Origin of the sequence: Streptomyces sp. TRM49041, assembly GCF_008271805.1 — a bacterium.
Classification (GTDB): domain Bacteria; phylum Actinomycetota; class Actinomycetes; order Streptomycetales; family Streptomycetaceae; genus Streptomyces.
On sequence record NZ_VSRY01000171.1, the window covers coordinates 23289 to 46992 of the forward strand.

The window sequence follows — 23704 nt, forward strand, 5'->3', positions numbered from 1 at the left end:
AGGCTGGCCCCGTGACCACCAACGACTACGCCACGTACATCGCCGGTCTGCCCAGGGTCCTCGCCGGTGCCGCCACCCTCTTCCGGGACGCGGAGGGGCGTGTCCTGCTGGTCGAGCCCAACTACCGCGAGGGCTGGACGCTTCCGGGCGGGACCGTCGAGTCCGATGACGGGGAGACACCGCGGCGGGCGGCCCGCCGGGAGACGCTGGAGGAGATCGGCCTGGACGTCGAGCCGGGGGCGCTCCTGGCCGTCGACTGGGTGCTCGGACGGGGGCGGCCGCCGATCGTCGCCTATGTGTACGACGGCGGCGTGCTGGACGGCGAGCGGTTCCGGGAGATCCGCCTCCAGGCGGAGGAGCTGCTGTCCTGGAAGCTGGTGGCGCCCGAGGAGATCACGACGTATCTGCCGGGCGCGCTCGGCCCGCGGGTACTGGCCGCGCTGGACGCCCTGGCGGAGGGCCGGGGCCCGGTCGAGCTGGAGAACGGCCGCCCGGCCCGCTGACGGTGCCCGCAGGGCGGTTCAGCCCTCGTGCTGCGGGGGCTTGACCTCTTTGACGCGGAGGTGATCGTCGTGGATGGCCACGCGGGCCTCGGTGCGGTGCCCGCGCTGGATGTAGTCGCGGACGACCAGCTCGACCGCGTCCTGGGGATTGCCGACACCCGCCAGGACCATGACTTCCACGACGAGTTCGGCGTCGAGACCGATGGTCACCTTTGCCATGGCGGGACCCTACACCACGGTGTGAATATCCGTTCGCCGATCGGCGGAACCGCTGCGTACGCTCGGCATATGACGATGGTCGCGATCCTCAGCGGAGCCGGGATCTCCACGGACTCCGGCATCACCGACTACCGGGGCCCCAACGGGCTGTGGCGGCGCGACCCGGAGGCCCAGAAGCTCGTCACGTACGAGAACTACATGACCGACCCGGACATCCGGCGCCGCTCCTGGCGCATGCGGCTCGACGGGCCCGTGCTGCGCGCGGAGCCGAACGCCGCGCACCACGCCGTCGCCGAGCTGGACCGGGCGCCCGGGTTCGCGGTCCGGGTACTGACGCAGAACGTGGACGGGCTGCACCAGCTGGCCGGGATGCCGGAGCGCAAGGTCCTGGAACTCCACGGCACCGCTCGGGCGGTGGTGTGCACCGGCTGCCATGCCCGGTCGTCGATGGCGGACGCTCTGGAGCGGGTCGTCGCGGGCGAGGACGACCCGGCGTGTCCGGCGTGCGGCGGCATCCTCAAGTCGGCGACCGTGATGTTCGGCGAACGGCTGGACCCGATGGTGCTCGGTACGGCGATGGGCATCGCCAAGGCGGCCGAGGTGTTCCTCGCGGTCGGCTCCTCGCTCCAGGTCCAGCCGGCCGCGTCGCTGGCGGGGATCGCCGCCGAGCACGGGGCGCGGCTGGTGGTCGTGAACGCCGAGCCCACGCCGTACGACGAGCTGGCCGACGAGGTCGTACGGGAGCCGATCGGCACGGCGCTCCCCTCACTGCTGCGGCGGCTCCAGGACCTCCGGAAGGGCTAGAACAGGGTGCCGTCCCCTGCGTCGTCCGCAGTGCCGCTCTCGAAGGCGAGCAGCCGGCGCTTGCGGTCCAGGCCGCCGCCGTAGCCCGTCAGGCTGCCGCTCGCGCCGATGACGCGGTGGCAGGGGACGATGATCCCGATGGGGTTGCGCCCGTTGGCGAGGCCGACCGCGCGGGACGCGGAGGGCTTGCCGAGGATCTCGGCGAGTTCCCCGTAGGTCCGGGTCCGGCCGTAGGGGATCTTCCGCAGCAGGTCCCAGACGCCGCGCTGGAACGGGGTGCCGTCCAGGTGCAGGGACAGGTCGAAGTCGGTCAGTTCGCGCGCGTAGTACGCGTCGAGCTGGCGGACGGCCTCGCCGAAGGGCCGGGGGTCGGGGTCGCCGAAGGTCTCCTCCGGGGGCCGGTGGCGCTGGCCGGTCATGTAGAGCCCGCTGAGGATCCCGTCGGTGGCGACGAGCGTGAGCGGGCCGTAGGGGCTGTCGACGACGGTGTGCTGTCGGTTCACGGGTGCGGCTTCCTCAGGCGGGGAGGTGGTTGATCGGGTGGCTGTCGGTCGCCCAGAGGTACTGGACGGCGTACGCGCGCCAGGGGCGCCATGCGGCGGCGCGCGCCGTGAGCGCGGCGGGTGTGGCGGGCAGGCCCAGCCCTGCGGCGGCGCGGCGGACGCCGAGGTCGGTGGGGAGGAAGGCGTCGGGGTCGCCGAGCGCGCGCATGGCGATGGCCTCGACGGTCCAGGGCCCGAAGCCGGGCAGGGCGAGGAGGTGGGCGCGGGCCTCGTCCCAGTCGCTGTCCAGGCCGAGCTTGAGGCTGCCGTCGGCGAGGGCGGCGACCAGGGTGGTGAGCGTGGCGCGGCGGGTGCGCGGCAGGGCGAGGGCCTCGGGGTCGAGGGCGGCGAGCGCCTCGGGACCGGGGAACAGATGGGTGAGCCCGCCCTGGGGGTCGTCGACGGGTGTGCCGTGCGCGGTGACGAGGCGTCCGGCGTGGGTGCGGGCGGCGGCCGTGGAGACCTGCTGGCCGAGCACCGCGCGGACGGCGAACTCGGCGGCGTCGACGGTGCGCGGCACCCGGCGGCCGGGGGCCCGGTCGACGTGTGGGGCGAGGTGCGGGTCCGCGCGCAGTTGCTCGTCCACGGCGACGGGGTCGGCGTCCAGGTCGAGGAGCCAGCGGCAGCGGCTGATGGCGTGCGCGAGGTCGCGCGGGTCGGTGAGGAGGAGGCGGCAGGCGATGTGGCCGGTGGCCGGGGCGAGGGCGGCGATGCCGTGCCCGTACGGCAGGGTGAGCGTCCGCCGGTAGGCGCCGTCGCGCCACTCCTCGACGCCGGGGACGGCGGTCGCGGTGAGGTGCCCGAAGAGGTTCGACGGGTTGAGGGGTGTGCGGTACGGCAGCCGGAGCGAGATCACGCCCGGTGTGGGCGCCGGGGCGCTCCTGGTGCCGGTGGCACGGGCGCGCAGCTCGGCCGGGGCGAGCGCGAAGACCTCGCGGACGGTCTCGTTGAAGGTGCGGACCGAGGAGAACCCGGCGGCGAACGCGACGTCCGCCATCGGCAGCGCGGTCGTCTCGATGAGCACCCGGGCGGTCTGGGCGCGCTGGGCCCTTGCCAGGGCGAGCGGGCCGGCACCGAGTTCGGCCCGCAGCTGCCGCTCGATCTGCCGCGTCGAGTACCCGAGCCGCGCGGCGAGCCCCGGAACGCCCTCCCGGTCGACGACGCCGTCGCGGATGAGGCGCATGGCCCGCGCGACGGTGTCGGCCCGCACATCCCACTCCGGCGAGCCCGGGCTGGTGTCGGGCCGGCACCGCTTGCAGGCCCGGAAGCCGGCCTGCTGGCAGGCGGCGGCGCTCGGGTAGAACGTCATGTTCTCCGGCTTGGGGGGCACGACCGGGCAGCTGGGGCGGCAGTAGATACGGGTGGTGAGGACGGCGGTGAAGAACCATCCGTCGAAGCGGGCGTCCTTCGACCGGACGGCCCGCACGCAGCGCTCGGTGTCGGTGTGCATGCTCCCAGCATCGGGGAGACGAGAGGTGGATGGCTGGCGGAATTCCGACATGAGCCTTCCGCTGCCTGCGCCTGCGCCTCTCACCCGAGACGGCATGCGGCCGCCCGGGGCCGTGCGGCCCGGGCGGCCGGTGGGACTTCGGGCCGGGGGACCGGCCCGTGCGGGTCAGGCCGTGGCCGGGGCGGGGGTGGTGGCCTCGGCGGTCAGCCGGGTGAGGACGGCGGAGAGGCCGGTGATGACCTCGGCGTCCTCGGAGGGGTGGGTGTCGGCGAAGCGGGTCACCGATCCCGGGATGGCCAGCTCGACGTCCTCGATGACGGCACCGCCGGCCACACCGACGGCCTTGCGGGCCTCGGTCTGCGCCCACACGCCGCCGTACTGGCCGAAGGCGGTACCGATCACCGCGACCGGCTTGTCCTTGATCGCACCGGCGCCGTACGGGCGGGACAGCCAGTCGATCGCGTTCTTGATGACGGCCGGCATCGTGCCGTTGTACTCCGGGACGAAGAGCAGCAGGGCGTCGGCGTCACCGGCGGCGGCGCGGAGCCGGGTGGCGACCTCGGGGACGTCCGTCGGGGTGTCGATGTCCTCGTTGTAGAAGGGCACGTCGGCGAGGCCCTCGTACAGCTCGACGGTGACGCCCTCGGGGGCGAGGCCGACGGCGGCCTCGGCGAGCTGGCGGTTGTGGGAGCCGGCGCGGAGGCTGCCGACGAGCGCGAGGATACGAGCGGACATGGTGACTCCAGACAAGGAACGGTCGGAACAGCGGACACATAAGCGGACCGAGGTCCGTTTAATGTTGTACCAGGTAACCGGACCGCGGTCCACTTTCATTCCCGGCGGAGCTACTCTTCTTCCATGACCCTCCCGCCGCCGAGCGGACCGCCCGGACGTACGGAGCTGTCCCTCTCCCCCGTCGGCGCGTCGCCGCAGCTCAGGGCGGACGCCGCCCGCAACCGTGCCCGTCTGCTGGAGGCCGCGGCCCGCCTGGCCGCCGAGCACGGCGCGGCCAAACTGACGATGGACGCCGTGGCCTGTGCCGCCGAGGTGGGCAAGGGGACCGTCTTCCGCCGCTTCGGCGACCGCGCCGGGCTGCTGCTGGCCCTCCTGGACCACCAGGAGCAGCGGTTCCAGGCAGCCTTCATGTCCGGCCCCGCCCCGCTCGGCCCCGGCGCGCCGGCCGCCGAGCGGCTGCACGCCTTCGGCCCGGCCGCCCTGCGCCACGAGCACGAGCACCGCGACCTCTACCTGGCCGCCGCCGAGTCCGACACGGAACGCCGCCACATCGCCCCGGCCCGCCTGGTGCGCCTCACGCACCTCGTGACCCTGCTGCGCCGGGCGGGCTGCGACGCCGACACCGAGCTGGCCGCGCAGACCCTGCTCGGCTACCTCGACCCGGGCCTCGTGCACCATCTCCTCAGCCGGCGCGGCATGTCCCTGGAACGCGTCGAGGCGGGCTGGCACGACCTGGTGTCGCGCATGCTGCCGGCCGCCTGAGCGAGGGGCCTCGGGCGCCGTCGTTCAGCGGCGCCGGAACTTGATGCGCCTGGACGCGACCGGCCTGCCGGTCGTCGCGGGTCCGGCCGAGGCGGCGGTGCTCGGCAACGCCCTGGTGCAGGCGCGGGCGGCGGGGGTCGTCGGCGGCGGGCTGCCGGAACTCCGGGCGCCGCTGCGCGCCACCCAGCCGCCGCGGCACTACGATCCGGCGGGTGACCGCGCGGCCTGGGACGAGGCCACGGACCGGGTCCACAGCCCGAGCGGCCCGAGCGGCCGGAACCGCCGGAAGGAGGGCGAGGCATGCGCGTAGCGCTCTTCGTCACCTGCGTCAACGACACGCTGTACCCAGGCACCGGCCAGGCCACCGTGCGGCTGCTCGAACGGCTCGGGGTGACGGTCGACTTCCCGGCGGCGCAGACCTGCTGCGGGCAGCCACAGTTCAACACCGGCTACCGGCACGAGACCGAGCCGCTGGTACGCCGCTTCGACGCCGCCTTCCAGGAGTACGAGTACGTGGTCACCCCGTCCGGCTCGTGCGCCGCGATGGTCCGCGACAACTACCCCCGCGTCGGCGCGAAGGCCGCCGCCGAGGGCCGTGGCGGGGAGCTGGCGGAAGCCGCGGCGCGCGCCGTGCCCAAGACGTACGAGCTGACGGAGTTCCTCGTCGACGTCCTCGGTGTGACGGACGTCGGCGCTTACTTCCCGCACACCGTCACCTACCACCCGACCTGCCACGGTCTGCGCATGCTCGGTCTGCGGGACCGGCCGCGCCGGCTCCTCGAACAGGTCGAGGGGCTGGAGCTGCGCGAGTTGCCGGGCGCGGAGGAGTGCTGCGGCTTCGGCGGCACGTTCGCGGTGAAGAACGCCGACGTGTCCGCCGCGATGGGCGCCGACAAGGCGGGCGCGGTGGAGGCGACGGGCGCGGAGGCGGTGTGCACGGTCGACAACTCCTGTCTGATGCACATCGGCGGCACCCTCGCCAGGCGGGGCTCGCCGGTCCGGCCCGTGCACCTCGCCGAGATCCTGGCCGCGACCGAGGAGGCTCCTTACGTATGAGCGGCACGAGCGGCACGAGCGGTACGTATCTCGGGATGCCCGCCTTCCCGAAGGCGGCGCACGACGCCGTACGGAACGAGACGCTGCGCGGCAATCTCCGGCATGCCACGCACACCATCCGCGACAAGCGGGCGAAGGCCGTCGCGGAACTGGCCGACTGGCCGGAGCTGCGCGCGGCCGCCAAGGCCGTCAAGGACCGGACGCTGCGCCATCTCGACCACTATCTGGTGCGGTTGGAGCAGGCGGTCACCGCGGCCGGCGGAACCGTGCACTGGGCCGTCGACGCCGCCGAGGCCAACCGGATCGTCACCGACCTGGTCAAAGCGACCGGTCAGACCGAGGTCGTCAAGGTCAAGTCGATGGCCACACAGGAGATCGGGCTGAACGAGGCGCTGGAGGCCGAGGGCATCCGAGCGTACGAGACCGATCTCGCCGAGCTGATCGTGCAGCTCGGCCACGACCGGCCGTCGCACATCCTGGTCCCGGCCATCCACCGCAACAGGGGTGAGATCCGGGACATCTTCAGCAAGGAGATGGGGGGTTGGGGCCGTCCGGCCCCCGAGGGCCTCACCGACGCCCCGGCGGAACTGGCCGAGGCGGCCAGGCTGCACCTGCGGGAGAAGTTCCTGCGCGCCAAGGTGGGTGTCTCGGGCGCCAACTTCATGGTGGCGGAGACCGGCACGCTGGTGGTCGTGGAGTCCGAGGGCAACGGGCGGATGTGCCTGACCCTCCCCGAGACGCTGATCTCGGTGGTCGGTATCGAGAAGGTGGTGCCGACCTGGCAGGACCTGGAGGTGTTCCTGCAGCTCCTCCCCCGCTCCTCCACGGCCGAGCGGATGAACCCGTACACGTCCACGTGGACGGGCACGACGGACGGCGACGGCCCGAAGACGTTCCACCTGGTCCTGCTGGACAACGGCCGTACGGACACGCTCGCCGACGAGGTGGGGCGGCAGGCGCTGCGCTGCATCCGCTGCTCGGCCTGCCTGAACGTGTGCCCGGTCTACGAGCGGGCCGGCGGCCACGCGTACGGCTCGGTGTACCCGGGACCGATCGGCGCGATCCTCACCCCGCAACTGCGCGGCACGGCGAGCGAGGTCGACGCGTCCCTCCCGTACGCCTCCTCCCTCTGCGGGGCCTGCTACGAGGTGTGCCCGGTCGCCATCGACATCCCGGAGGTGCTGGTGCACCTGCGCGAACGGGTGGTGGAGGGCGGCGAGGTCACCCGGGACGGGGTGAAGGTCACCCTCCGCCCCGCGAAGGGCCACGCCGCGGAACGGGCGGCGATGCGCGCGGCCCGCTGGGCGCTGGACCACCCGGGCGCGCTGCGGGCCGGACAGCGCCTGGCGTCCCGTACGCGCCGCCTCCATCCGAAGCGGCTCCCGGGGCCGGGGCGGGCGTGGACGGACACGAGGACGCTGCCGGAGGTACCGGCGGAGTCGTTCCGGGACTGGTGGCAGCGGACACATGGAGGTGCCCGGTGAGCGGTGACAGCAGGGACCGGGTACTCGCGCGCGTGCGCCGCGCCCTGGCGGACGTGCCGCGCGACGAGCGGCCGGCGGACGCCCCGGTCGAGCGTGGCTGTCTTCGGGCGCACGGCGCCCGCACCGCCGAGGAGACCGTCGTCCTTCTCGCGGAGAACCTGGCGGACTACCGGGCGATCGTGCACCGCACCACCGAGGACGGACTCCCGGACCTGCTCATGCGGCTGCTCGCCGTGCGCGGCGCGACCTCGGTTCTCCTGCCACCGGCGCTGCCGCCCCACTGGACGGCCGCCGTGGACGCGACCCGGGTGCCCGACCGCGCGGCGAGCACCCCACAGCAGCTGGACGCCGTGGACAGCGTCGTCACGGGCTGCGCCGTCGCGATCGCCGAGACGGGCACGATCGTCCTGGACGGCGGCCCCGACCAGGGCAGACGCCGCATCACACTGGTGCCGGACCATCACATCTGCGTCGTACGCTGCCCGGACCAGGTCGTCGACTCCGTCCCGCAGGCCCTGGAACGGCTCGACCCCGGCCGCCCCCAGACCTGGATCTCCGGCCCGTCGGCGACCAGCGACATCGAACTGGACCGTGTCGAGGGCGTCCACGGCCCGCGCACCCTGGAGGTGGTCCTGGTCGAGTCCGCCGTGGGCGGGGGCGACGGTGAGGGCGGGGGCTGGGGTCGCGGCGAGGGCTGAGGGCGCGCCGCGACCCGGTGTGCGTCACACACGGCCGCGGCATGTTCCGGATCGACCTGTCCGGCAGGCCGTGACGGCCGGCCGACCGGCCCCGATCCGTGGAGGAATGCCGCGGCCCGAAGATCAGTCAAACGCTCGTTTCCCCGCGAACACACCGCCTTCGCTCCCCTCCCCCGGCCCTGACCTGCGAAGACACTGCTTCGAGAACGGGCAGAAACGGGCGGATTCCACTGAGCCGCGGGCCCTCTCCCACGCCGGGCGGCGGGCTATAAAGGTCCCACGGGCAGAAACGGGCACCGGTTGCCCGAACGGTCATCGGCTGATCAAGGAGGTGGGCGCATGCGGAGCGAGGAGCGGCAGCACCGGATCCTGGCCCTACTGCGCCAGGCCGGCCAGGCGGAGGTCGCCGCCCTGGCGGCAGACTTCCGGGTCGCGCCGGAGACCGTCCGCCGGGATCTGAGCGAGCTGGAGCGGCGTGGTCTGGTCCGCCGTACGCACGGCGGCGCGTACCCGGTGGAGAGCGCGGGGTACGAGACGGACCTCGCACGCCGTGAGACCCACCAGGTGGAGAGCAAGCGGCGGATCGCCGCGGCCGCCGTCCGGCTGATCGACGCGGCGGAGACCGTCTTCATCGACGAGGGCTACACCCAGCAGATCCTCGCCGGCATGCTGCCCACCGACCGGCCGCTCACCGTGGTGACCGCGTCGCTGCCGACCGCGGCGGCCGTCGCCAAGTCCCCGGAGACGACCGTGCTGCTGCTGGGCGGCCGCGTCCGGGGCCGTACGCTCGCCACCGTCGGGTCGTGGGCGACGCAGATGCTCTCCTCGTTCGTCATCGACCTGGCGTTCATGGGGGCCAACGGCATCGCCCGGGACTCGGGTCTCACCACACCCGACCCGGTGGTCGCCGACGTCAAGGCCCAGGCGATCCGCTCGTCACGGCGGCGGGTCTTCATCGGGATCCACACCAAGTTCGGGGTCAGCAGCTTCTGCCGGTTCGCCGAGATCGGTGACTTCGAGACGATCGTCACGGACACCGGTCTGTCCGTCGCCGAGGCCAACCGGTACTCACTCCTGGGCCCCACCGTCACCCGCGTCTGACCCGCTCCTCCCATCCCGGCCTGCGTGCGAGCCGCCGCAGGCCCGTCCCGTCACACCCTGAACCCCCCACGGAAGCCCGCACCGCACCCATCCGAAGGGCCGCACCCCATGCACACCACACCGCACACCGCCCCGCACGGCATCCCGGCCGGCAGACCCGCACGAGCCCGCCGCCGCCCCAGGTCCGTCCTCGTCGCCGCGACCGCCATAGCCGCCTGTACGGCCCTGCTGGCCACCGGCTGCGCCGGTGCCGGCGCAGCCGGCGGGGGCGGCGACGGCCGCACGGTCAACGTCCTCATGGTCAACAACCCGCAGATGCTCGACCTGCAGAAGCTGGCCCCCGTCTTCACCGAGGAGACGGGCATCAAGGTCAACTTCACGGTGCTGCCGGAGAACGACGTCCGCGACAAGATAAGCCAGGAGTTCTCCAGCCAGGCCGGTGGCTACGACGTGGCCTCCATCAGCAACTTCGAGGCGCCGATCTACGGCCGCAACGGCTGGCTCGCCCCGCTGGACGACAGCGTCGCCGCCGACCCGGCGTTCGAGCAGGGCGACATCCTGCCGTCGCTCCGGCAGAGCCTGACCGGCGCGGACGGCAAGCTGTACGCGGAGCCGTTCTACGGTGAGTCGTCGTTCCTCATGTACCGCAAGGACGTCTTCGCGGCCAAGGGCCTCACCATGCCCGAACGGCCCACATGGCAGCAGGTCGCCGCACTCGCCGCCAAGGCGGACGGCGCCGAGCCCGGTATGAAGGGCATCTGTCTGCGCGGGCTGCCCGGCTGGGGCGAGGTCATGGCGCCGCTCACCACCGTGGTCAACACCTTCGGCGGCACCTGGTTCACCAAGGACTGGAAGGCCGAGGTGAACGGCCCCGCCTTCACCGAGGCGACGCAGTTCTACGTCGACCTGGTGCGCAAGCACGGTGAGGCGGGTGCCGCCCAGGCCGGCTACGCCGAGTGCCTCAGCAGCCTCCAGCAGGGCAAGACCGCCATGTGGTACGACGCCACGGCGGCGGCGGGCAGCCTGGAGAGCGAGGGCTCCCCGGTCGCCGGGAAGATCGGTTACGTACCGGCGCCCGTCGTCAACACCAAGAGCTCCGGCTGGCTCTACACCTGGGCCTGGGGCATCCAGAAGGCGAGCAAGAACCAGGACGACGCGGCGAAGTTCGTCGCCTGGGCGTCGAGCCGGTCGTACGAGGAGCTGGTGGGCGAGCGGCTGGGCTGGGCCAGGGTCCCGGCCGGCAAGCGTGCCTCGACGTACCAGAACCCGCAGTATGTGAAGGTCGCCGCCGCGTTCGCCGAGCCGACCCGGCAGGCCATCGCGAGCGCCGACCCGGCCAACCCGGGCGTGCAGCCGAGGCCGACGACCGGCATCCAGTTCGTGGGCGTCCCCGAGTTCCCCGACCTCGGCACCAAGCTGTCCCGCGAGATCGCCTCGGCCATCGCCGGCCGCACCTCCGTCAAGGCGGCCCTGGACAAGGGCCAGAAGCTGGCCGAGCAGGTCGCCGCCAAGTACCGGAACGGGTGACCCGCCGTGGTCGACACCCTCACCCCCCGCCGTACGGAAGACGGCAGGGCTTCGGACGACACCGACCGGGTACGGGCCGCCGCCGCGGCCCGGCCCGGGCGGGCCATGGCATGGGCCCGGCGCGCCCCGCTGATGCCTGCCCTGGTCTTCATGGTGATCGTCACCCAGCTGCCCTTCGTGGCCACGCTGGTGATCTCCTTCATGGAGTGGAACTCGCTCTACCCCGACGATCGCGGCTTCACCGGGTTCGGCAACTACGCCGCCGTGTTCGCCGACGCCGATCTGCGGGCCTCCGTACTGACGACCGTCTGGCTGACCGCCGGGGTCGTGCTGCTGAGCCTGTTGCTCGGCCTCGGCCTGGCGCTGCTGCTCGACCGGCGCTTCCGCGGCCGGGGCGTGGTGCGGACGATGCTGATCGCACCGTTCCTGCTGGTGCCGGTGGCATCGGCGCTGCTGTGGAAGCACGCGCTCTACAACCCCGAGTACGGGCTGCTCAACGGCACGCTGACCTGGGTCTGGGAGCTGTTCGGCGCCGAGCGTGCGCCACAGCCGGACTGGATCACCACCACACCGCTGACCGCGGTCGCCGTGTCGCTGATCTGGCAGTGGACCCCGTTCATGATGCTGATCCTGCTCGCCGGGCTGCAGTCCCGCCCCACCGAGGCGATGGAGGCGGCCCGTGTGGACGGCGCGGGTCCCTGGCAGGTCTTCCGCTATCTGACGCTGCCTCACCTGCGGCGCTATCTGGAGCTGGCAGCGCTGCTCGGCTCGATCTACGTGGTGCAGAACTTCGACGCCGTCTTCACGCTCACCTCCGGCGGTCTCGGCACCGCCAACCTGCCCTACACCATCTACGAGACCTTCTACCAGGCGCACGACTACGGCCGCGCTTCCGCCGCGGGCGTGGTGGTGGTCGCCGGGACCATCGTCGTCGCCACCCTCGCCCTGCGCCTGGTGTCCGGCCTGCTGCGGGAGGAGAACGCATGACCGCCGCGATCACCACCAGAGGACCGGCGCCGCGGCGACGGGCCGGCTCCCTGTGGGGTCTGGCCGCCTGGGCCGTCGGGCTGCTCTTCGTCACCCCCATCGCCTGGATGGTCCTCACGTCGCTGCACAGCGAGACCGACGCGGCCACCAACCCGCCGTCGCTGACCGCCGAGCTGACCCTGGACGGCTACCGGGAGTTCTTCGGCGCCTCCACGGGCGCCAGCCCCTGGCCACCGCTGGTCAACTCGCTCACGGCGTCCGTCGGTTCGACCCTGCTGGTGCTGGTGCTGGCGATACCGGCGGCGTACGCGCTGTCCATCAGGCCGGTCCGCAAGTGGTCGGACGTGCTGTTCTTCTTCCTGTCCACCAAGATGCTGCCCGTCGTGGCCGCCCTGCTGCCGGTCTATCTGGTCGCGCAGAACCTGGGGCTGCTGGACAACATCTGGCTGATGGTCGTCCTCTACACGTCGATGAACCTGCCGATCGCGGTGTGGATGATGCGGTCGTTCCTCGCCGAGATCCCGGTCGCCATCCTGGAGGCCGCCCAGGTCGACGGGGCGCGACTCACCACCGTCTTCCGCCGGATCATCATCCCCGTCTCGGCCCCCGGCATCGCCGCCACCTCGCTGATCTGCTTCATCTTCAGCTGGAACGAGATGCTCTTCGCCCGGGTCCTGACCGGCGTGCGCGCCGTCACCGCGCCGGTCTTCCTCACCTCGTTCGTCACCAGCCAGGGGCTGTTCCTCGCCCAGGTCTGCGCCGCGGCCTTCGCGGTGTCCCTGCCCGTCCTCATCGCCGGATTCGCCGCCCAGGACCGACTGGTCCAGGGCCTGTCCCTGGGAGCCGTCAAGTGAAGGCCGCCGTCATCACCGCACCCGGAGCCATCGAGATCGCCACGCTCGACGACCCCGCGCCCGGCCCGCGCGAGGTGGTCGTCGCCGTCGCGGCTACCGGACTGTGCGGCACCGACCTGCACATCCTGCAGGGTGAGCACGCCCCGGCGCTGCCGATCGTGCCGGGCCACGAGTTCGCCGGGGAGGTCGTCGCGGTCGGTGACGCGGTCACCGAACTCGCCGTGGGCGCCCGCGTCGCCGCGGACCCCAACATCTACTGCGGCGAGTGCCACCAGTGCCGGCACGGACGGGGCAACCTGTGCGAGCGGTACGCGGCGGTCGGGGTCACCGCGCCCGGCTCCGCCGCCGAGTTCGTCGCCGTACCCGTCGCCAACTGCGTGGTCCTGCCCGACCATGTGGCATCCGCCGACGCGAGCCTCATCGAGCCGCTGTCCTGCGCGGTACGCGGCTACGACGTACTCCGCAGCCACCTCGCCGACCATGTGCTGATCTACGGCTCCGGCACCATGGGCCTGATGATGCTGGAACTCGCCAAGCGCACCGGTGCGGCGAGCGTCGACATGGTCGACATCAACGCCGACCGGCTCGCCACCGCCCGGCGGCTGGGCTGCAGCAACGCCACCACGTCGGCGGACGAGCTCGACCGCCCGCGCGGCTGGGACGTGGTCATCGACGCCACGGGCAACACCGCCGCCATCGAGGACGGCATCGCGCGGGTCGGCAGGGGCGGCACGTTCCTCCAGTTCGGCGTCTCCGACCAGGCGGCCCGCGCCTCCTTCGAGCCGTACCGCGTCTACAACCAGGAGATCACCATCACCGGTTCGATGGCGGTGCTGCACAGCTTCGAGCGGGCGGCCGAGCTGTTCGCGGCGGGCGTCCTGGACCCCGAGGTGTTCATCAGCGACCGGCTGCCGCTCACCGACTACGCGCACGCCATGGACCGCTTCCGCGCCGGTCTCGGCCGTAAGATCCAGGTGGTGCCGTGATGGTGACGCCCGCGGTCCTCGTCGTCGGCGAAGCCCTCACCGACGTCGTCGCAGCGGCGGACGGAACGCACCGCGCCCACCCCGGGGGAAGCCCCGCGAACGTGGCGCTCGGCCTGGCCCGGCTCGGCCACCCCGTCGAGCTGGCCACGCGGATCGGCCGCGACGCCCACGGCCGGACGCTCCGCGGCCACCTGGAGGCCAGCGGCGTCCGGCTCACCCCGGGCTCGGAGACCGGCTCGCCGACGTCCACCGCCACCGCGCGGCTCGACACGAGCGGCGGGGCCCGGTACCGGTTCGACATCCGCTGGGAGCTGCCGGAGACGGTACGGCCGACGGGGTACGGGCATCTGCACACCGGCTCCATCGCCACCGCCCTGCCGCCGGGCGCGGACCGGGTCCGGAAGCTGATCGCCGAGGCCCCGGACCACTGCACGGTCTCGTACGACCCGAACCTCCGCCCCGCCCTGCTGGGCCCGGCCGCACACGAACGTGCCGGTGTGGAGGAGCTGGTGGCCGCCGCCCACGTGGTGAAGGCCAGCGAGGAGGACCTGGCCTGGCTGTATCCGGACGAGGCCCCGGACACCGTGGCCGCCCGCTGGTCAGGGCGGGGCCCGGCCCTCGTCGTCCTCACCCGGGGCGCGGAGGGCGCCCGCGCCTACTGGGCGTCGGCGGGACGCCTGGACGTACCGCCCGTGCCGGTCACCGTCGCCGACACCATCGGCGCGGGGGACGCCTTCATGGCGGGCCTGCTGTCCGGGCTCCTCGCCGCCGGTCTCCTCGGCGACGGCGCCGCGCCGCGACTGCGTGAGGCGGCGCGCGGCACCACCGCGCACCCGGACCTGGCACACGCGCTGCGGCTGGCCGCCCGCGTCTCGGCGCTCACCTGCGCCCGCCCGGGAGCCGACCCGCCGTACGCCAAGGAGGTGTCGCCCAGCTGACGGTCCGCCGCTCCCCCCTTTCCCTGGCGGGCCCTCTGGGGCCCCCTGGGCCGCGCGCCGGCTCATGGCGGCCGTTCGTCGTCCGCTCAGGACTTCGTGTCGTGGTTCATGGCGCGGAGGTGGCGCCAGACGGCCTTCGCCGCGTTGTGGCCCGACATGCCGTGTACGCCGGGGCCGGGTGGGGTGGCGGAGGAGCAGAGGAAGACCGCCGGGTGCGGGGTGCTGTAGGGGTGGAGGGACAGGCGGGGGCGGAGGAGGAGCTGGAGGCCGCGGGCCGCACCGCAGGCGATGTCGCCGCCGACGTAGTTGGCGTTGCGGGCGGCCATTTCGGGCGGGCCGGCGGTGGCGCGGGCGAGGACGAGGTCGCGGAAGCCGGGGGCGAAGCGCTCGATCTGGCGCTCCATCGCCTCCGTGAGGTCGCCCTGCCAGCTGTTCGGGACGTGGCCGTACGCCCAGAAGACATGCTTCCCGGCGGGAGCGCGGCCCGGGTCCACCAGGCTGGGTTGAGAGGTGATCAGGAAGGGCGTGTCAGGGGCCGTTCCGGTGGACGCCTGCCGCAGGGCGGTCGCGATGTCGTGGCTGCCGGGCCCGATCTGGACGGTGCCGGCACGGCGGGGCTCCTCGGCGGTCCAGGGGACGGGGCCGTCGAGCGCGTAGTCGATCTTGAAGACCGAGGCGCCGTAGCGGTAGCCGTCGTAGTACCGGCCCAGTCCCGCGATGCGCGCGAGGGCCGTGGGCGAGGTGTCGAAGACGTAGGCGCGGGCGGGCGGCAGGTCGTCGAGTCGCTTGACCTCGTAGTCGGTGTGGATCGCGCCGCCCAGGTCCTTCACATACGCGGCGAGGGCGTCCGAGATCGACTGGGAGCCGCCGCGCGGGACGGGCCAGCCGTTCGCGTGGGCGGCGAGGGCGAAGACGAGGCCGATCGCACCGGTCGCCAGGCCGCCCAGGGGGGCGATGACATGCGCGACGAGCCCGGCGAAGAGGGCTCGGGCCCGGTCGTCGCGGAAGCGGCGCATCAGCCAGGTGGACGGCGGCAGGCCGGTCAGGCCGAAGCGGGCGAGGGTGACCGGGTCGCGGGGCAGGGCGGTCATCGGCAGGGACATGAAGTCCCGGGCGAGCGTGTCCCACCTGCCGGTGTACGGAGCGACCAGGCGGCGGTACGCACCTGCGTCGCGCGGGCCGAACGACGCGGCCGTCTCGGCGACGGAGCGGGACAGGACCGCCGCCGTGCCGTCGTCGAAGGGGTGCGCCATGGGCAGCGGTGCGTGCAGCCACTCCAGGCCGTAGCGGTCCAGGGGCATGGCCTTGAAGGCGGGCGAGCCGACGCCGAGGGGGTGCACCGCCGAACACGGGTCGTGGCGGTAGCCGGGGAGTGTGAGCTCCTCCGTGCGCGCTCCGCCCCCGACCGCCTCCCGCGCCTCGAAGACGGCCACGGAGAAGCCGCGGCGGGCCAGTTCGGCGGCGGCCGTCAGTCCGTTGGGGCCCGCCCCCACGACGACGGCATCGAGCATCGACGGCACCTTCGGACTCCTTCGTCAGCCGGTGGCCAGGAGGGCCAGGATATTGCGCCGCACCGGACGGGCAGGCGCCGGGCGGTCGTTGTCGGTCACCTGACCCGTCGTCACCTGACCCGTCGGTCCGTCATCGGGAGCGCGTCACTGCGCGCGGAGCAGGGATCGTATCCGTGCCGCCGTCGCCGCGTCCCGGGCCGCCGTGAACGGCAGGGTGTTGCCGCCCGTGACACTGAACGGGACGCCGTCGAGCGTGACGTGCGCGCCGCCCGCCTCGGTGACCAGGAGGAGTCCCGCCGCGTGGTCCCAGGCGTACTCCCAGGTGAACGCGACGGCGTCGGAGTCGCCGCGTGCCACGGCCAGATACGCCAGCCCCGCCGAGCCGCACGGCCGGGCGTCGACGCCCTCCACTGCGAGGCCCAGGAGGGCGCGCTTCTGCGCGGGCGTGGCGAAGTCGGGGTGGGCCGTGGCGACCCGCAGGACCGCGCCCCGGGCGGGCGAGCCCGCCCGCAGCTCCGCGCCGTTCAGCCGGGCGCCCCTGCCGCGTACGGCGACGGCCATCTCGCCCAGTGCGGGGGCGAACGTCCAGGACGCCAGCAGTACGCCGTGGTGGGCGAGAGCCACGAGTGTGCAGAAGCCCGGCTCGCCGCGGACGAACTGGCGGGTGCCGTCGACCGGGTCGACGATCCACACGGGGGCATCGCCCCGGACCGCCGCGTAGGCCGCCGGGTCGGCGTGGACGCCCTCCTCGCCCACCACCACGGAGCCGGGCAGCAGCGCCGTGAGCGCCTTCGCCAGATGCGTCTCGGCGCTGCGGTCGGCGATGGTCACCAGATCGTGCGGACCCGTCTTCTGGTCGACCTCGTGCGCGGCGAGCTGCCGCCAGCGCGGCATCACCTCGTCGGCGGCGGCCGCGCGTACCGCGTCCTCGGCGGCGGACAGGAAACCGGAGTCGTCAAGCAGGTCATCGATCATGCCTCCATCACACCACGCCCCGCTGACACCCGGGGTGTACGGACGGTGACGTGCGGTGATCTCAGGCGCCGACGGCGCAGGCTCGGCGACCACGGCGGGGTCCGGGCGGGACTCGACGGTCACGACGCCCGGGCGCGTGGTGCGCGGCCGGCCGGAGCTGGGGGCGGGCGCGCCGGGAGTCCGACACCGGCTTCCGGCAGACGGCCGCGTCAGCCCGGGCGACGACACGGGCGCCACGGGCACCCGCTCGGTGTCAAGATGTCGCTGTAGGACACGACACCATCGGCCCCGAACGGAGCGTCCACGGAGGCGCGCCGCACGGCTCATGCGACGAGGAGGACCCCATGGACGCCGTCGACGAAGGACGGCAGCAGCTGGACGCGGTCAGTGTCCGCAACGCGAAGCAGACCCTCCTCCAGCTCCTCGGCCGCGCGGGGGTCTACTCCGGCGACGCGGAGGAGTTGATCGGGCTCGTCGAGGCGGGCGCCCTCGCCCTCGCGCACCAGGAGGTCCGCGTGACCGGGCGGGGCGCGCCGACGGAGAAGGGCGAGCTGTACGAGGCCGGCTGGCTCGACGGGGCCGGGGTCGTCACCGATGAACTCGGCCGCCTCGCCGAAGGGGCGCTACGGCGCGCCGTCGCCTCCGATCCGTCGGATGCCGCTCCGGACGCCCGCCCTCCCGTCAGGAGGATGCAGGTGGAGCGGGCCAAGGCGGCGGTCATGCCTCTGTACCTCTCGTTCACCGCCGTGTCCGACCTCGATCCCGAAGTCTCCGAGCAGGTACTCACCGCCGTCCTCGGCACCATGAACTCCAGGCAGCGCGCCGGATACGCCGGGCGGCTGGCGGAGTTCACCTCGGCCGACCGAGCGCGCCTGGAGCGCCTCTACGCGGAGTACGGGCCCGGCAGTTCCGTCGCCGTCCACGGCCGCTACTCCCTGGTCCACTCCCCCACCAGCGTCGCCGTACTGGAACGACTCGCCACGGCGTCGTCGGCGTTGCGGGAGGAGTGGGACGCCGCCGAACTGCCGCCCGCGTGGCTGGACGGGCTCACGACGGCCTGGGGCTCGCCGGACTGAGCGCGACCGGCGGGCGGTGCTCGTACCAGCGCCGGTCGTCCTCCAACTGGGCGGCGAGCGAGACGAGGCGCTCCTCCCCGCCTCCGGGGCCGAGGAGTTGCGCGCCGACCGGGAGGCCGTCGCGGGTGAAGCCCGCGGGGACGTTGACGGCGGGCCAGCCGAGGACGTTCCACGGCCAGGCGTACGGGCAGGCCGCGGCCATCGTCAGGTCCGTGCGCCACGCGGGCATGCCGTCGAAGGTGCCGATCCGCGGGGGCGGCGCGGCCGTGGTGGGCGTGAGGATCACGTCGTACGCGGTGAACAGGGCGCCCACCCGTCGGTGCTGACGCGCCTCACGGGCGCGGGCGGCGCGCAGGGCACGGCCGCCGAGGCGGTGGCCGGTGCGGGTCGCGCCGCGGGTGCGCGGGTCCAGGAGCCCGGGGTCGGGGTGCCGGTCGGCGTACGCGGCGATCCCGGCGGTCGCGCGAGGCAGGAAGCTCAGGCCGATCAGCCCGTACCGCGGCCGCGCCTCCTCGACGGTGTGGCCGAGCCGGGCGAGCGACTCGGCCAGGGCGGTGACGGCCCGGCGTACGTCCGGGTGCAGCGGGGCGGGCGTGGCGGTGAACGGCGGCCGCCAGGCCAGCGCTACCCGTAGTCGCCCCGGTTCGCGGCGGGCGGCCGCCGAGGCGTCGATGGCGGGCAGCCGGAACCGCTCGCCGGGGTGCGCCCCCGAGACGGCGTCGAGCAGGAGCGCGGCGTCGGCGACGGTACGCGCCAGGGGACCGTTGACGGTGAGGCCCTCGAAGCAGTCGTCGTACGGGTGGACGGCGACCCGGCCGCGCTGCGGTTTGATGCCGACGAGGTGTGTCCACGCGGAAGGGATCCGTATGGAGCCGGCCCCGTCGGAGCCGAGCGCGGCGGGCACCAGCCCGGCGGCGACGGCCGCGGCGGACCCGCCGGAGGAGCCGCCCGGGGTGTGGCCGTGGTTCCACGGGTTGCGGGTGGCGCCGAAGGCGGGGCCCTCGGTGAACGGCCACTGGCCCAGCTCGCAGGAGTTGGTCTTGCCGACGACGACCGCCCCGGCGGCGCGCAGCCGGCGGACGGCCTCCCCGTCGGCTTCGGCGGGCGGGATGTCGCCCGCGCAGCCGAAGCGGGTGGGCAGCCCGGCGACGTCGGTGTCGTCCTTGACGGCGACCGGCACGCCGAGCAGCGGCAGGGCCTCTCCCGCGCCGAGGCGCCGGTCGGCCTCCGCTGCCTCGGCGAGGGCGGCTTCGGCCCGTACGCAGCGGAAGGCGTTCAGGGTGGTGCGGGTCGCCTCGATCCGGTCGAGCGAGGCCCGCACCAGGGCCGTGGAGGTGACCAGGCCCTCCCTCAACTGCCTTGCCTGTTCGGCGAGTCCGAGGTCCGCTACCGCCGCGTGAGTGGTCATACCAGCGGAGCCTACTGGCGCGTAACCTCCGTGTCAGCGGCCCGGCCGGACATCAGGGCCGCATACAGCAGCAGCGAGGCGGCGAGCCCCACCGCCCAGCCGTAGTCCGCGAGCGGCTTCAGCATGATCTAGCAAGGAACCCCGGCCCCTTCAGGGCTCGGGAGGAATTGCTTCTCAAGATAGGGGTGACCCGCACCGGAGCACGGGTCCGCACTGTTGACCTCAGTCGGGACGCTTCTGGTTCTCGATGTACTCCTTGATCACGGCGAGCGGTGCGCCGCCGCAGGAGGCGGCGAAGTAGGACGGGGACCAGAAGCGTTCGCCCCACAGGTACCGCTTGATGTGGTCGGGGTACTCCTTGCGGAGGTAGTGGGCGGAGACGCCCTTGAGGGAGCCGACCAGCGCAGACAGCTTGACTTGCGGCGGGTAGTGCACCAGGAGGTGCACGTGGTCGGTCTCGCCATTGAACTCGCGCAGTTCCACGTTCGCCTTGGCGCACACCTCCCGCATGATCTCTTCGCAGCGCGACAGGATCTCGTCGGTGAACACCTTCCGCCGGTACTTGGGCGTGAAGACCAGATGCGCGTGCAGGGCGTACACGACACTACGGCCCCTGCGGATATCGGGATTTGGTTCCCATCGAGGTGACATAGACACGATGGTACGGTGCTCGTATGAAGATCGTCGTGCAGGTCAAACTCACGCCGGATGCTGTGCAGGCACCGGCGATCGAGTCGACCCTGCATGCCGCGAACGAGGCCGCGAACCGGGTGTCCGAGGTGTCGTTCGAACACTTCGGCCTCAAGGGCTCCGTCCGCGAGCTGCGGAAGCTGTGTTACGGCGAGCTGAAGGCCCGTGGCTTCGGGGCGCAGGCCGCGCAGCACATCATCAAGCGCGTCGCCGACGCGTATACGACGCTGCGCGCAGGCATCAAGGCCGGGAACCTCGGCCCGGAAGGCTCCAAACGCCGCCGCAAGGTCGAGTCGAAGCCGATCACCTTCCGGTCCGACGCGGCGCACACGTATGACGATCGCTGTTTGAGCTGGAACTACGACGCCCAGACCGTGTCCATCTGGACCTTGAGCGGTCGGGTCAAGAACGTGCGGTTCGCCTGCTCTCCGGCCGCGCTCAAGCAGCTCACCGAGCACCGCAAGGGCGAGTCCGATCTGATCGGGCGGGACGGCAAGTTGTTCCTGGTCGCCACCATCGACATCGCCGAGCCCGAGGTGTTCGAGCCGAAGGGCTGGATCGGAGTGGACCGGGGCATTAACAACCTCGCCACCACCAGCGACGGGGACAACCACTCCGGCCGCCGCCTGGGCCGGTACCGGCGCTGGCAGGCCCGTAAGAAGGCCGAGATCCAGGCCAAGCGCACCCGCAGCGCTGCCCAGCTCCTCAAGAAGCGTGCCCGCCGCGAGGCCCGGCACGCGACCCACGTCAACCACAAGGTCTCAAAGACTGTCGTTGCTGTCGCCCAACGCACCGAGCGCGGCCTGTCCCTGGAACAGCTCCAGGGCATCCGCGAGCGGGTTACGGTTCCCCGCGACCAGCGAGCACGCCAGTCCTCCTGGCCGTTCCACCAACTCGGCTCGTTCATCGAGTACAAGGCCCGCCGTGCCGGCGTGCCGTTCATCGAGGTGGACCCGGCCTACACCTCGCAGCGCTGCCCGCGCTGCGGCCACACCGAGCGCGGCAACCGCCGCACTCGGGACCACTTCTCTTGTCGTCGGTGCGGCCTCGCTGGGCCGGCCGACCACGTCGCCGGGGTCAACATCGCACAGCGAGGGGCCACGGCGTGGGTATTCGTAAACATGCCCCAACCCGGCCCCGCATAGCGGGGCCGGGCGATGTGACCCGTGACCGCCCTGTCGTAGGGGGCAGTCGGGAGCATAAGCGGAGCCTCACAGGGACCCAGAGCCGGAAAGCTCAGTTCCTTTAGGGGCCGTGTTGTTTACGTGCGCTCGATGTCCAGTCGGAGAAAGTGGGTCGAGCAGGAGATGCACGGGTCGTGGTTGCGGATGGCACGCTCGCACAGGCCGGTGAGCTCCGTGTCGTCGTCGGGCAGGCCGCGTCGGCGGATCTCGTCCTCGACGAGGCGGCGGAGGTCGTGCTCGATGGCACCCTGGTTCTGGGCGGTCGGCGGAACCAGCCGGGCATCCGTGAGGGTGCCGTCGCCGTCGAGGGTGTAGCGGTGGTAGAGGAGGCCGCGCGGCGCCTCGGTCGCTCCGTGGCCGGTGCCTGCCCGGGCGACGACGTCGACGGACGGGCGCGCGGGCGGTTCGTAGGCGTCGATGAGGCGGAGGGCCTCGTCGACGGCGTACAGCACCTCGATCGCCCGGACCACGATGCTGCGGAACGGGTTGCGGCACACGGCTCCGCCGTCGCCGGGCGCGGACAGACCGGCCTCGCGAGCCGCCTCACGCGCGGCAGGCGACAGCAGATGGCCGCTGATGGCGTAGCGGGCGAGCGCGCCCGCCAGATGGCGGCGGCCGTCCAGACGGGACTGCAGGGCGGTCGAGTACGGTACCTGCTCCTCGGTCACGTGCCGGGTGAAGTCCCGTAGCCCGAAGGCGCGCGAGGGGGCCGTGGAGCCGGAGGGCAGGACGGTCGGCGTTCCCGTTTCGATGGCGTACGTCCCGGGTGCGGCGAGGGCCAGCAGGTCGGCGTCGGTGGTGGCGTCCGGGAACTCGAAGCCGGACACCCAGCGCACGGTCTCCCACGCGTCGTCGCGCGCGCGGAGCAGTCGCTCGGTCAGGGGCGTCAGTTCCGCGCGGGTGGGGGCGCGGTGGAAGCCGCCGACCCGGACGTTCACCGGATGGACGGCGCGGCCGCCGAGGAGCTCCATGACTGCGTTGCCGGTCTGCTTCAGCCGCAGACCGCGCTCCACGTGCGCCCGGTGGGTGCGGGCCAGTTCGACGACGCTCGCGCAGCCGAGGAAGTCGGGGGCGTGCAGCAGGTGGATGTGCAGGACATGGCTCTCGATCCATTCGCCGCAGTAGACGAGCCGCCGCAGGACCGCCGGCGGGCCGTCCACGGTGACGCCGCAGGCGTCCTCGATGGCCTGGCACGCGCTCATCTGGTAGGCGATCGGGCAGATGCCGCACACCCGGGACGTGATGTCGGGGGGTTCGGTGTGGCCCCGGCCGCGCAGGAACGCCTCGAAGAACCGCGGCGGTTCGTAGATCTCCAGCCGTGCCTCGGCGACGGTGCCGTCGTGGATCCGCAGGTGCAGCGCTCCCTCGCCCTCCACGCGGCTGAGGGCGCCGACACGCAGGACACGGGACTCGTCGCGGGTCACGGGCGGGTCTCCCGTACCGCGGGGTCCTCGAAGGCGGCGGCGTTGTACGTGCGCAGGAACCGTTCGATGTCCCGGTCGTCCATGCCGTCGCGGCGCAGGACCGGGATGTAGGCAGGCAGGTTGGTGGACCGGGACGGGCCGAAGCAGCCGTAGCAGCCGCGTCCGAACGCGGGGCAGAGCGCCCCGCAGCCGGCGTGCGTCACGGGGCCGAGGCAGGGCGTACCGTGGGCCACGGTCACGCAGACGGTGCCGCGCCGCTTGCACTCGAAGCACACGCTGTGGTCGGGAACGTCCGGTCTGCGGCCGTGCAGGAAGGCGGTGATGACCTCCACGAGCTGTCCGCGGTCGATGGGGCAGCCGCGCAGCTCGAAGTCGACGGGGACGTGTGCCGAGATGGGCGTGGACGTGGCGAGGGTGTCGATGTACGCGGGCGTGGCGTAGACGGTCCGGGTGAACTCCTCGACGTCGGCGAAGTCGCGCAGGGCCTGGACTCCTCCGGCGGTCGCGCAGGCCCCGATGGTGACGAGGTGGCGGGACTCCTCCCGGACCCGGCGGATGCGCTCGGCGTCGTCGGGCGTGGTGATGGAGCCCTCGACGAGGGACAGGTCGTACGGGCCGGGCTCCACGGCGCTGGATGCCTCCAGGAAGTGGGCGATCTCCACCTCTTCCGCGATCGCGAGGAGCTCGTCCTCGCAGTCCAGCAGGGTCAGCTGGCAGCCGTCGCAGGAGGCGAACTTGAAGACGCCGAGCCGGGGGCGGGCGCGTGCCTCGTCGGTCATGTCGGTCACAG

At 72.9% G+C, this 23704-nt stretch carries 25 protein-coding genes; 15 read left to right on the forward strand and 10 right to left on the reverse strand.

Annotated features, from left to right (window positions below; translation table 11 throughout):
* Positions 1-11: 11 nt before the first annotated feature.
* Positions 12-503: an NUDIX hydrolase gene (locus FVS66_RS31255; RefSeq protein ID WP_149184625.1), complete on the forward strand. Its 492-nt coding sequence runs from the start codon at positions 12-14 to the stop codon at positions 501-503.
* 18 nt (positions 504-521) lie between these two features.
* On the opposite strand, the gene FVS66_RS31260 is transcribed toward FVS66_RS31255, so the two are convergent.
* Complete coding sequence (locus FVS66_RS31260; protein ID WP_149184626.1) at positions 522-722, reverse strand: type II toxin-antitoxin system VapB family antitoxin; 201 nt, start codon at positions 720-722, stop codon at positions 522-524.
* 69 nt (positions 723-791) lie between these two features.
* On the opposite strand from FVS66_RS31260, the gene FVS66_RS31265 reads away from it, so the two are divergent.
* Positions 792-1526 carry a Sir2 family NAD-dependent protein deacetylase gene (locus FVS66_RS31265; RefSeq protein ID WP_149184627.1) on the forward strand — a complete coding sequence of 245 codons (735 nt, stop codon included), beginning with the start codon at positions 792-794 and terminating at the stop codon, positions 1524-1526.
* Here FVS66_RS31265 and FVS66_RS31270 read toward each other — a convergent pair.
* From FVS66_RS31270 to FVS66_RS31280, 3 genes are all read right to left on the reverse strand, one after another.
* Positions 1523-2029, reverse strand: coding sequence for a methylated-DNA--[protein]-cysteine S-methyltransferase (locus FVS66_RS31270; protein WP_149184628.1), 507 nt, complete (start codon positions 2027-2029; stop codon positions 1523-1525). The genes FVS66_RS31265 and FVS66_RS31270 overlap by 4 nt on opposite strands.
* A gap of 13 nt (positions 2030-2042) precedes the next feature.
* Positions 2043-3518: an AlkA N-terminal domain-containing protein gene (locus FVS66_RS31275; RefSeq protein ID WP_149184629.1), complete on the reverse strand. Its 1476-nt coding sequence runs from the start codon at positions 3516-3518 to the stop codon at positions 2043-2045.
* A 165-nt stretch (positions 3519-3683) separates the two neighbouring features.
* On the reverse strand, positions 3684-4253 hold the full coding sequence (locus FVS66_RS31280; RefSeq protein WP_149184630.1) for an NADPH-dependent FMN reductase: 570 nt from the start codon (positions 4251-4253) through the stop codon (positions 3684-3686).
* 123 nt (positions 4254-4376) lie between these two features.
* On the opposite strand from FVS66_RS31280, the gene FVS66_RS31285 reads away from it, so the two are divergent.
* From FVS66_RS31285 to FVS66_RS31335, 11 genes are all read left to right on the forward strand, one after another.
* Complete coding sequence (locus FVS66_RS31285; RefSeq protein WP_149184631.1) at positions 4377-5015, forward strand: TetR/AcrR family transcriptional regulator; 639 nt, start codon at positions 4377-4379, stop codon at positions 5013-5015.
* A gap of 43 nt (positions 5016-5058) precedes the next feature.
* Positions 5059-5325 (forward strand): hypothetical protein, encoded by a 267-nt coding sequence (locus FVS66_RS31290; RefSeq protein WP_316248239.1) that lies wholly within the window; start codon positions 5059-5061, stop codon positions 5323-5325.
* A complete protein-coding gene (locus FVS66_RS31295; RefSeq protein ID WP_149184632.1) occupies positions 5316-6071 on the forward strand; it encodes a (Fe-S)-binding protein in 756 nt (251 codons plus the stop codon). Before FVS66_RS31290 ends, FVS66_RS31295 begins: the two co-directional genes overlap by 10 nt.
* Positions 6068-7555, forward strand: a complete 1488-nt coding sequence (locus tag FVS66_RS31300) for a lactate utilization protein B (protein ID WP_149184633.1) — start codon at positions 6068-6070, stop codon at positions 7553-7555. The genes FVS66_RS31295 and FVS66_RS31300 overlap by 4 nt, the downstream gene beginning before the upstream one ends.
* The gene (locus tag FVS66_RS31305; protein ID WP_149184634.1) at positions 7552-8253 is read left to right on the forward strand and encodes a lactate utilization protein C; all 702 of its coding nucleotides are present in this window, start codon (positions 7552-7554) and stop codon (positions 8251-8253) included. Before FVS66_RS31300 ends, FVS66_RS31305 begins: the two co-directional genes overlap by 4 nt.
* A gap of 339 nt (positions 8254-8592) precedes the next feature.
* Complete coding sequence (locus FVS66_RS31310; RefSeq protein WP_149184635.1) at positions 8593-9354, forward strand: DeoR/GlpR family DNA-binding transcription regulator; 762 nt, start codon at positions 8593-8595, stop codon at positions 9352-9354.
* Positions 9355-9462: 108 nt separating this feature from the next.
* Positions 9463-10881, forward strand: coding sequence for a sugar ABC transporter substrate-binding protein (locus FVS66_RS31315; protein WP_149184636.1), 1419 nt, complete (start codon positions 9463-9465; stop codon positions 10879-10881).
* Positions 10882-10986: 105 nt separating this feature from the next.
* Positions 10987-11868, forward strand: a complete 882-nt coding sequence (locus FVS66_RS31320; protein WP_149184792.1) for a carbohydrate ABC transporter permease — start codon at positions 10987-10989, stop codon at positions 11866-11868.
* A complete protein-coding gene (locus FVS66_RS31325) occupies positions 11865-12722 on the forward strand; it encodes a carbohydrate ABC transporter permease (protein WP_149184637.1) in 858 nt (285 codons plus the stop codon). Before FVS66_RS31320 ends, FVS66_RS31325 begins: the two co-directional genes overlap by 4 nt.
* Positions 12719-13708: a zinc-dependent alcohol dehydrogenase family protein gene (locus FVS66_RS31330; RefSeq protein ID WP_149184638.1), complete on the forward strand. Its 990-nt coding sequence runs from the start codon at positions 12719-12721 to the stop codon at positions 13706-13708. Before FVS66_RS31325 ends, FVS66_RS31330 begins: the two co-directional genes overlap by 4 nt.
* The gene (locus tag FVS66_RS31335) at positions 13708-14646 is read left to right on the forward strand and encodes a carbohydrate kinase (protein ID WP_149184639.1); all 939 of its coding nucleotides are present in this window, start codon (positions 13708-13710) and stop codon (positions 14644-14646) included. The genes FVS66_RS31330 and FVS66_RS31335 overlap by 1 nt, the downstream gene beginning before the upstream one ends.
* An 86-nt stretch (positions 14647-14732) precedes the next feature.
* Here the strand turns inward: FVS66_RS31335 and FVS66_RS31340 are convergent, their stop codons facing one another.
* Both FVS66_RS31340 and FVS66_RS31345 read right to left on the reverse strand, forming a co-directional pair.
* Entirely contained in the window at positions 14733-16166 is a 1434-nt protein-coding gene (locus tag FVS66_RS31340; protein ID WP_149184640.1) for an NAD(P)/FAD-dependent oxidoreductase, read from the reverse strand.
* 135 nt (positions 16167-16301) lie between these two features.
* Complete coding sequence (locus FVS66_RS31345) at positions 16302-17132, reverse strand: inositol monophosphatase family protein (protein WP_149184641.1); 831 nt, start codon at positions 17130-17132, stop codon at positions 16302-16304.
* 344 nt (positions 17133-17476) lie between these two features.
* Here FVS66_RS31345 and FVS66_RS31350 point away from each other — a divergent pair, with 344 nt between their 5' ends.
* The gene (locus FVS66_RS31350) at positions 17477-18208 is read left to right on the forward strand and encodes a hypothetical protein (protein ID WP_149184642.1); all 732 of its coding nucleotides are present in this window, start codon (positions 17477-17479) and stop codon (positions 18206-18208) included.
* Here FVS66_RS31350 and FVS66_RS31355 read toward each other — a convergent pair.
* Both FVS66_RS31355 and tnpA read right to left on the reverse strand, forming a co-directional pair.
* Positions 18180-19616, reverse strand: a complete 1437-nt coding sequence (locus tag FVS66_RS31355; RefSeq protein ID WP_149184643.1) for an amidase — start codon at positions 19614-19616, stop codon at positions 18180-18182. The two genes, FVS66_RS31350 and FVS66_RS31355, sit on opposite strands and share 29 nt — an antisense overlap.
* 222 nt (positions 19617-19838) lie before the next feature.
* Positions 19839-20267 (reverse strand): IS200/IS605 family transposase, encoded by a 429-nt coding sequence (tnpA, locus tag FVS66_RS31360; RefSeq protein ID WP_149184644.1) that lies wholly within the window; start codon positions 20265-20267, stop codon positions 19839-19841.
* 23 nt (positions 20268-20290) lie between these two features.
* On the opposite strand from tnpA, the gene FVS66_RS31365 reads away from it, so the two are divergent.
* Positions 20291-21451, forward strand: a complete 1161-nt coding sequence (locus FVS66_RS31365) for an RNA-guided endonuclease TnpB family protein (protein WP_187645777.1) — start codon at positions 20291-20293, stop codon at positions 21449-21451.
* 116 nt (positions 21452-21567) lie between these two features.
* Here FVS66_RS31365 and FVS66_RS31370 read toward each other — a convergent pair whose 3' ends face one another.
* Together FVS66_RS31370 and FVS66_RS31375 are read right to left on the reverse strand one after the other, a co-directional pair.
* Positions 21568-22914 (reverse strand): Ni/Fe hydrogenase subunit alpha, encoded by a 1347-nt coding sequence (locus FVS66_RS31370; RefSeq protein WP_149184645.1) that lies wholly within the window; start codon positions 22912-22914, stop codon positions 21568-21570.
* The gene (locus FVS66_RS31375) at positions 22911-23693 is read right to left on the reverse strand and encodes an oxidoreductase (protein ID WP_149184646.1); all 783 of its coding nucleotides are present in this window, start codon (positions 23691-23693) and stop codon (positions 22911-22913) included. The genes FVS66_RS31370 and FVS66_RS31375 overlap by 4 nt, the downstream gene beginning before the upstream one ends.
* Positions 23694-23704 lie beyond the last annotated feature (11 nt).

Excerpts from the sequence above, each read along its gene's own strand:
- FVS66_RS31260 (WP_149184626.1), bottom strand. The coding sequence starts at position 722 with ATGGCAAAGGTGACCATCGGTCTCGACGCCGAACTCGTCGTGGAAGTC.
- FVS66_RS31265 (WP_149184627.1), top strand. The coding sequence starts at position 792 with ATGACGATGGTCGCGATCCTCAGCGGAGCCGGGATCTCCACGGACTCC.
- FVS66_RS31275 (WP_149184629.1), bottom strand. The coding sequence starts at position 3,518 with ATGCACACCGACACCGAGCGCTGCGTGCGGGCCGTCCGGTCGAAGGAC.
- FVS66_RS31280 (WP_149184630.1), bottom strand. The coding sequence starts at position 4,253 with ATGTCCGCTCGTATCCTCGCGCTCGTCGGCAGCCTCCGCGCCGGCTCC.
- FVS66_RS31285 (WP_149184631.1), top strand. The coding sequence starts at position 4,377 with ATGACCCTCCCGCCGCCGAGCGGACCGCCCGGACGTACGGAGCTGTCC.
- FVS66_RS31290 (WP_316248239.1), top strand. The coding sequence starts at position 5,059 with ATGCGCCTGGACGCGACCGGCCTGCCGGTCGTCGCGGGTCCGGCCGAG.
- FVS66_RS31295 (WP_149184632.1), top strand. The coding sequence starts at position 5,316 with ATGCGCGTAGCGCTCTTCGTCACCTGCGTCAACGACACGCTGTACCCA.
- FVS66_RS31300 (WP_149184633.1), top strand. The coding sequence starts at position 6,068 with ATGAGCGGCACGAGCGGCACGAGCGGTACGTATCTCGGGATGCCCGCC.
- FVS66_RS31310 (WP_149184635.1), top strand. The coding sequence starts at position 8,593 with ATGCGGAGCGAGGAGCGGCAGCACCGGATCCTGGCCCTACTGCGCCAG.
- FVS66_RS31315 (WP_149184636.1), top strand. The coding sequence starts at position 9,463 with ATGCACACCACACCGCACACCGCCCCGCACGGCATCCCGGCCGGCAGA.
- FVS66_RS31320 (WP_149184792.1), top strand. The coding sequence starts at position 10,987 with ATGGCATGGGCCCGGCGCGCCCCGCTGATGCCTGCCCTGGTCTTCATG.
- FVS66_RS31325 (WP_149184637.1), top strand. The coding sequence starts at position 11,865 with ATGACCGCCGCGATCACCACCAGAGGACCGGCGCCGCGGCGACGGGCC.
- FVS66_RS31335 (WP_149184639.1), top strand. The coding sequence starts at position 13,708 with ATGGTGACGCCCGCGGTCCTCGTCGTCGGCGAAGCCCTCACCGACGTC.
- FVS66_RS31345 (WP_149184641.1), bottom strand. The coding sequence starts at position 17,132 with ATGATCGATGACCTGCTTGACGACTCCGGTTTCCTGTCCGCCGCCGAG.
- FVS66_RS31350 (WP_149184642.1), top strand. The coding sequence starts at position 17,477 with ATGGACGCCGTCGACGAAGGACGGCAGCAGCTGGACGCGGTCAGTGTC.
- FVS66_RS31355 (WP_149184643.1), bottom strand. The coding sequence starts at position 19,616 with ATGACCACTCACGCGGCGGTAGCGGACCTCGGACTCGCCGAACAGGCA.
- tnpA (WP_149184644.1), bottom strand. The coding sequence starts at position 20,267 with ATGTCACCTCGATGGGAACCAAATCCCGATATCCGCAGGGGCCGTAGT.
- FVS66_RS31365 (WP_187645777.1), top strand. The coding sequence starts at position 20,291 with ATGAAGATCGTCGTGCAGGTCAAACTCACGCCGGATGCTGTGCAGGCA.
- FVS66_RS31375 (WP_149184646.1), bottom strand. The coding sequence starts at position 23,693 with ATGACCGACGAGGCACGCGCCCGCCCCCGGCTCGGCGTCTTCAAGTTC.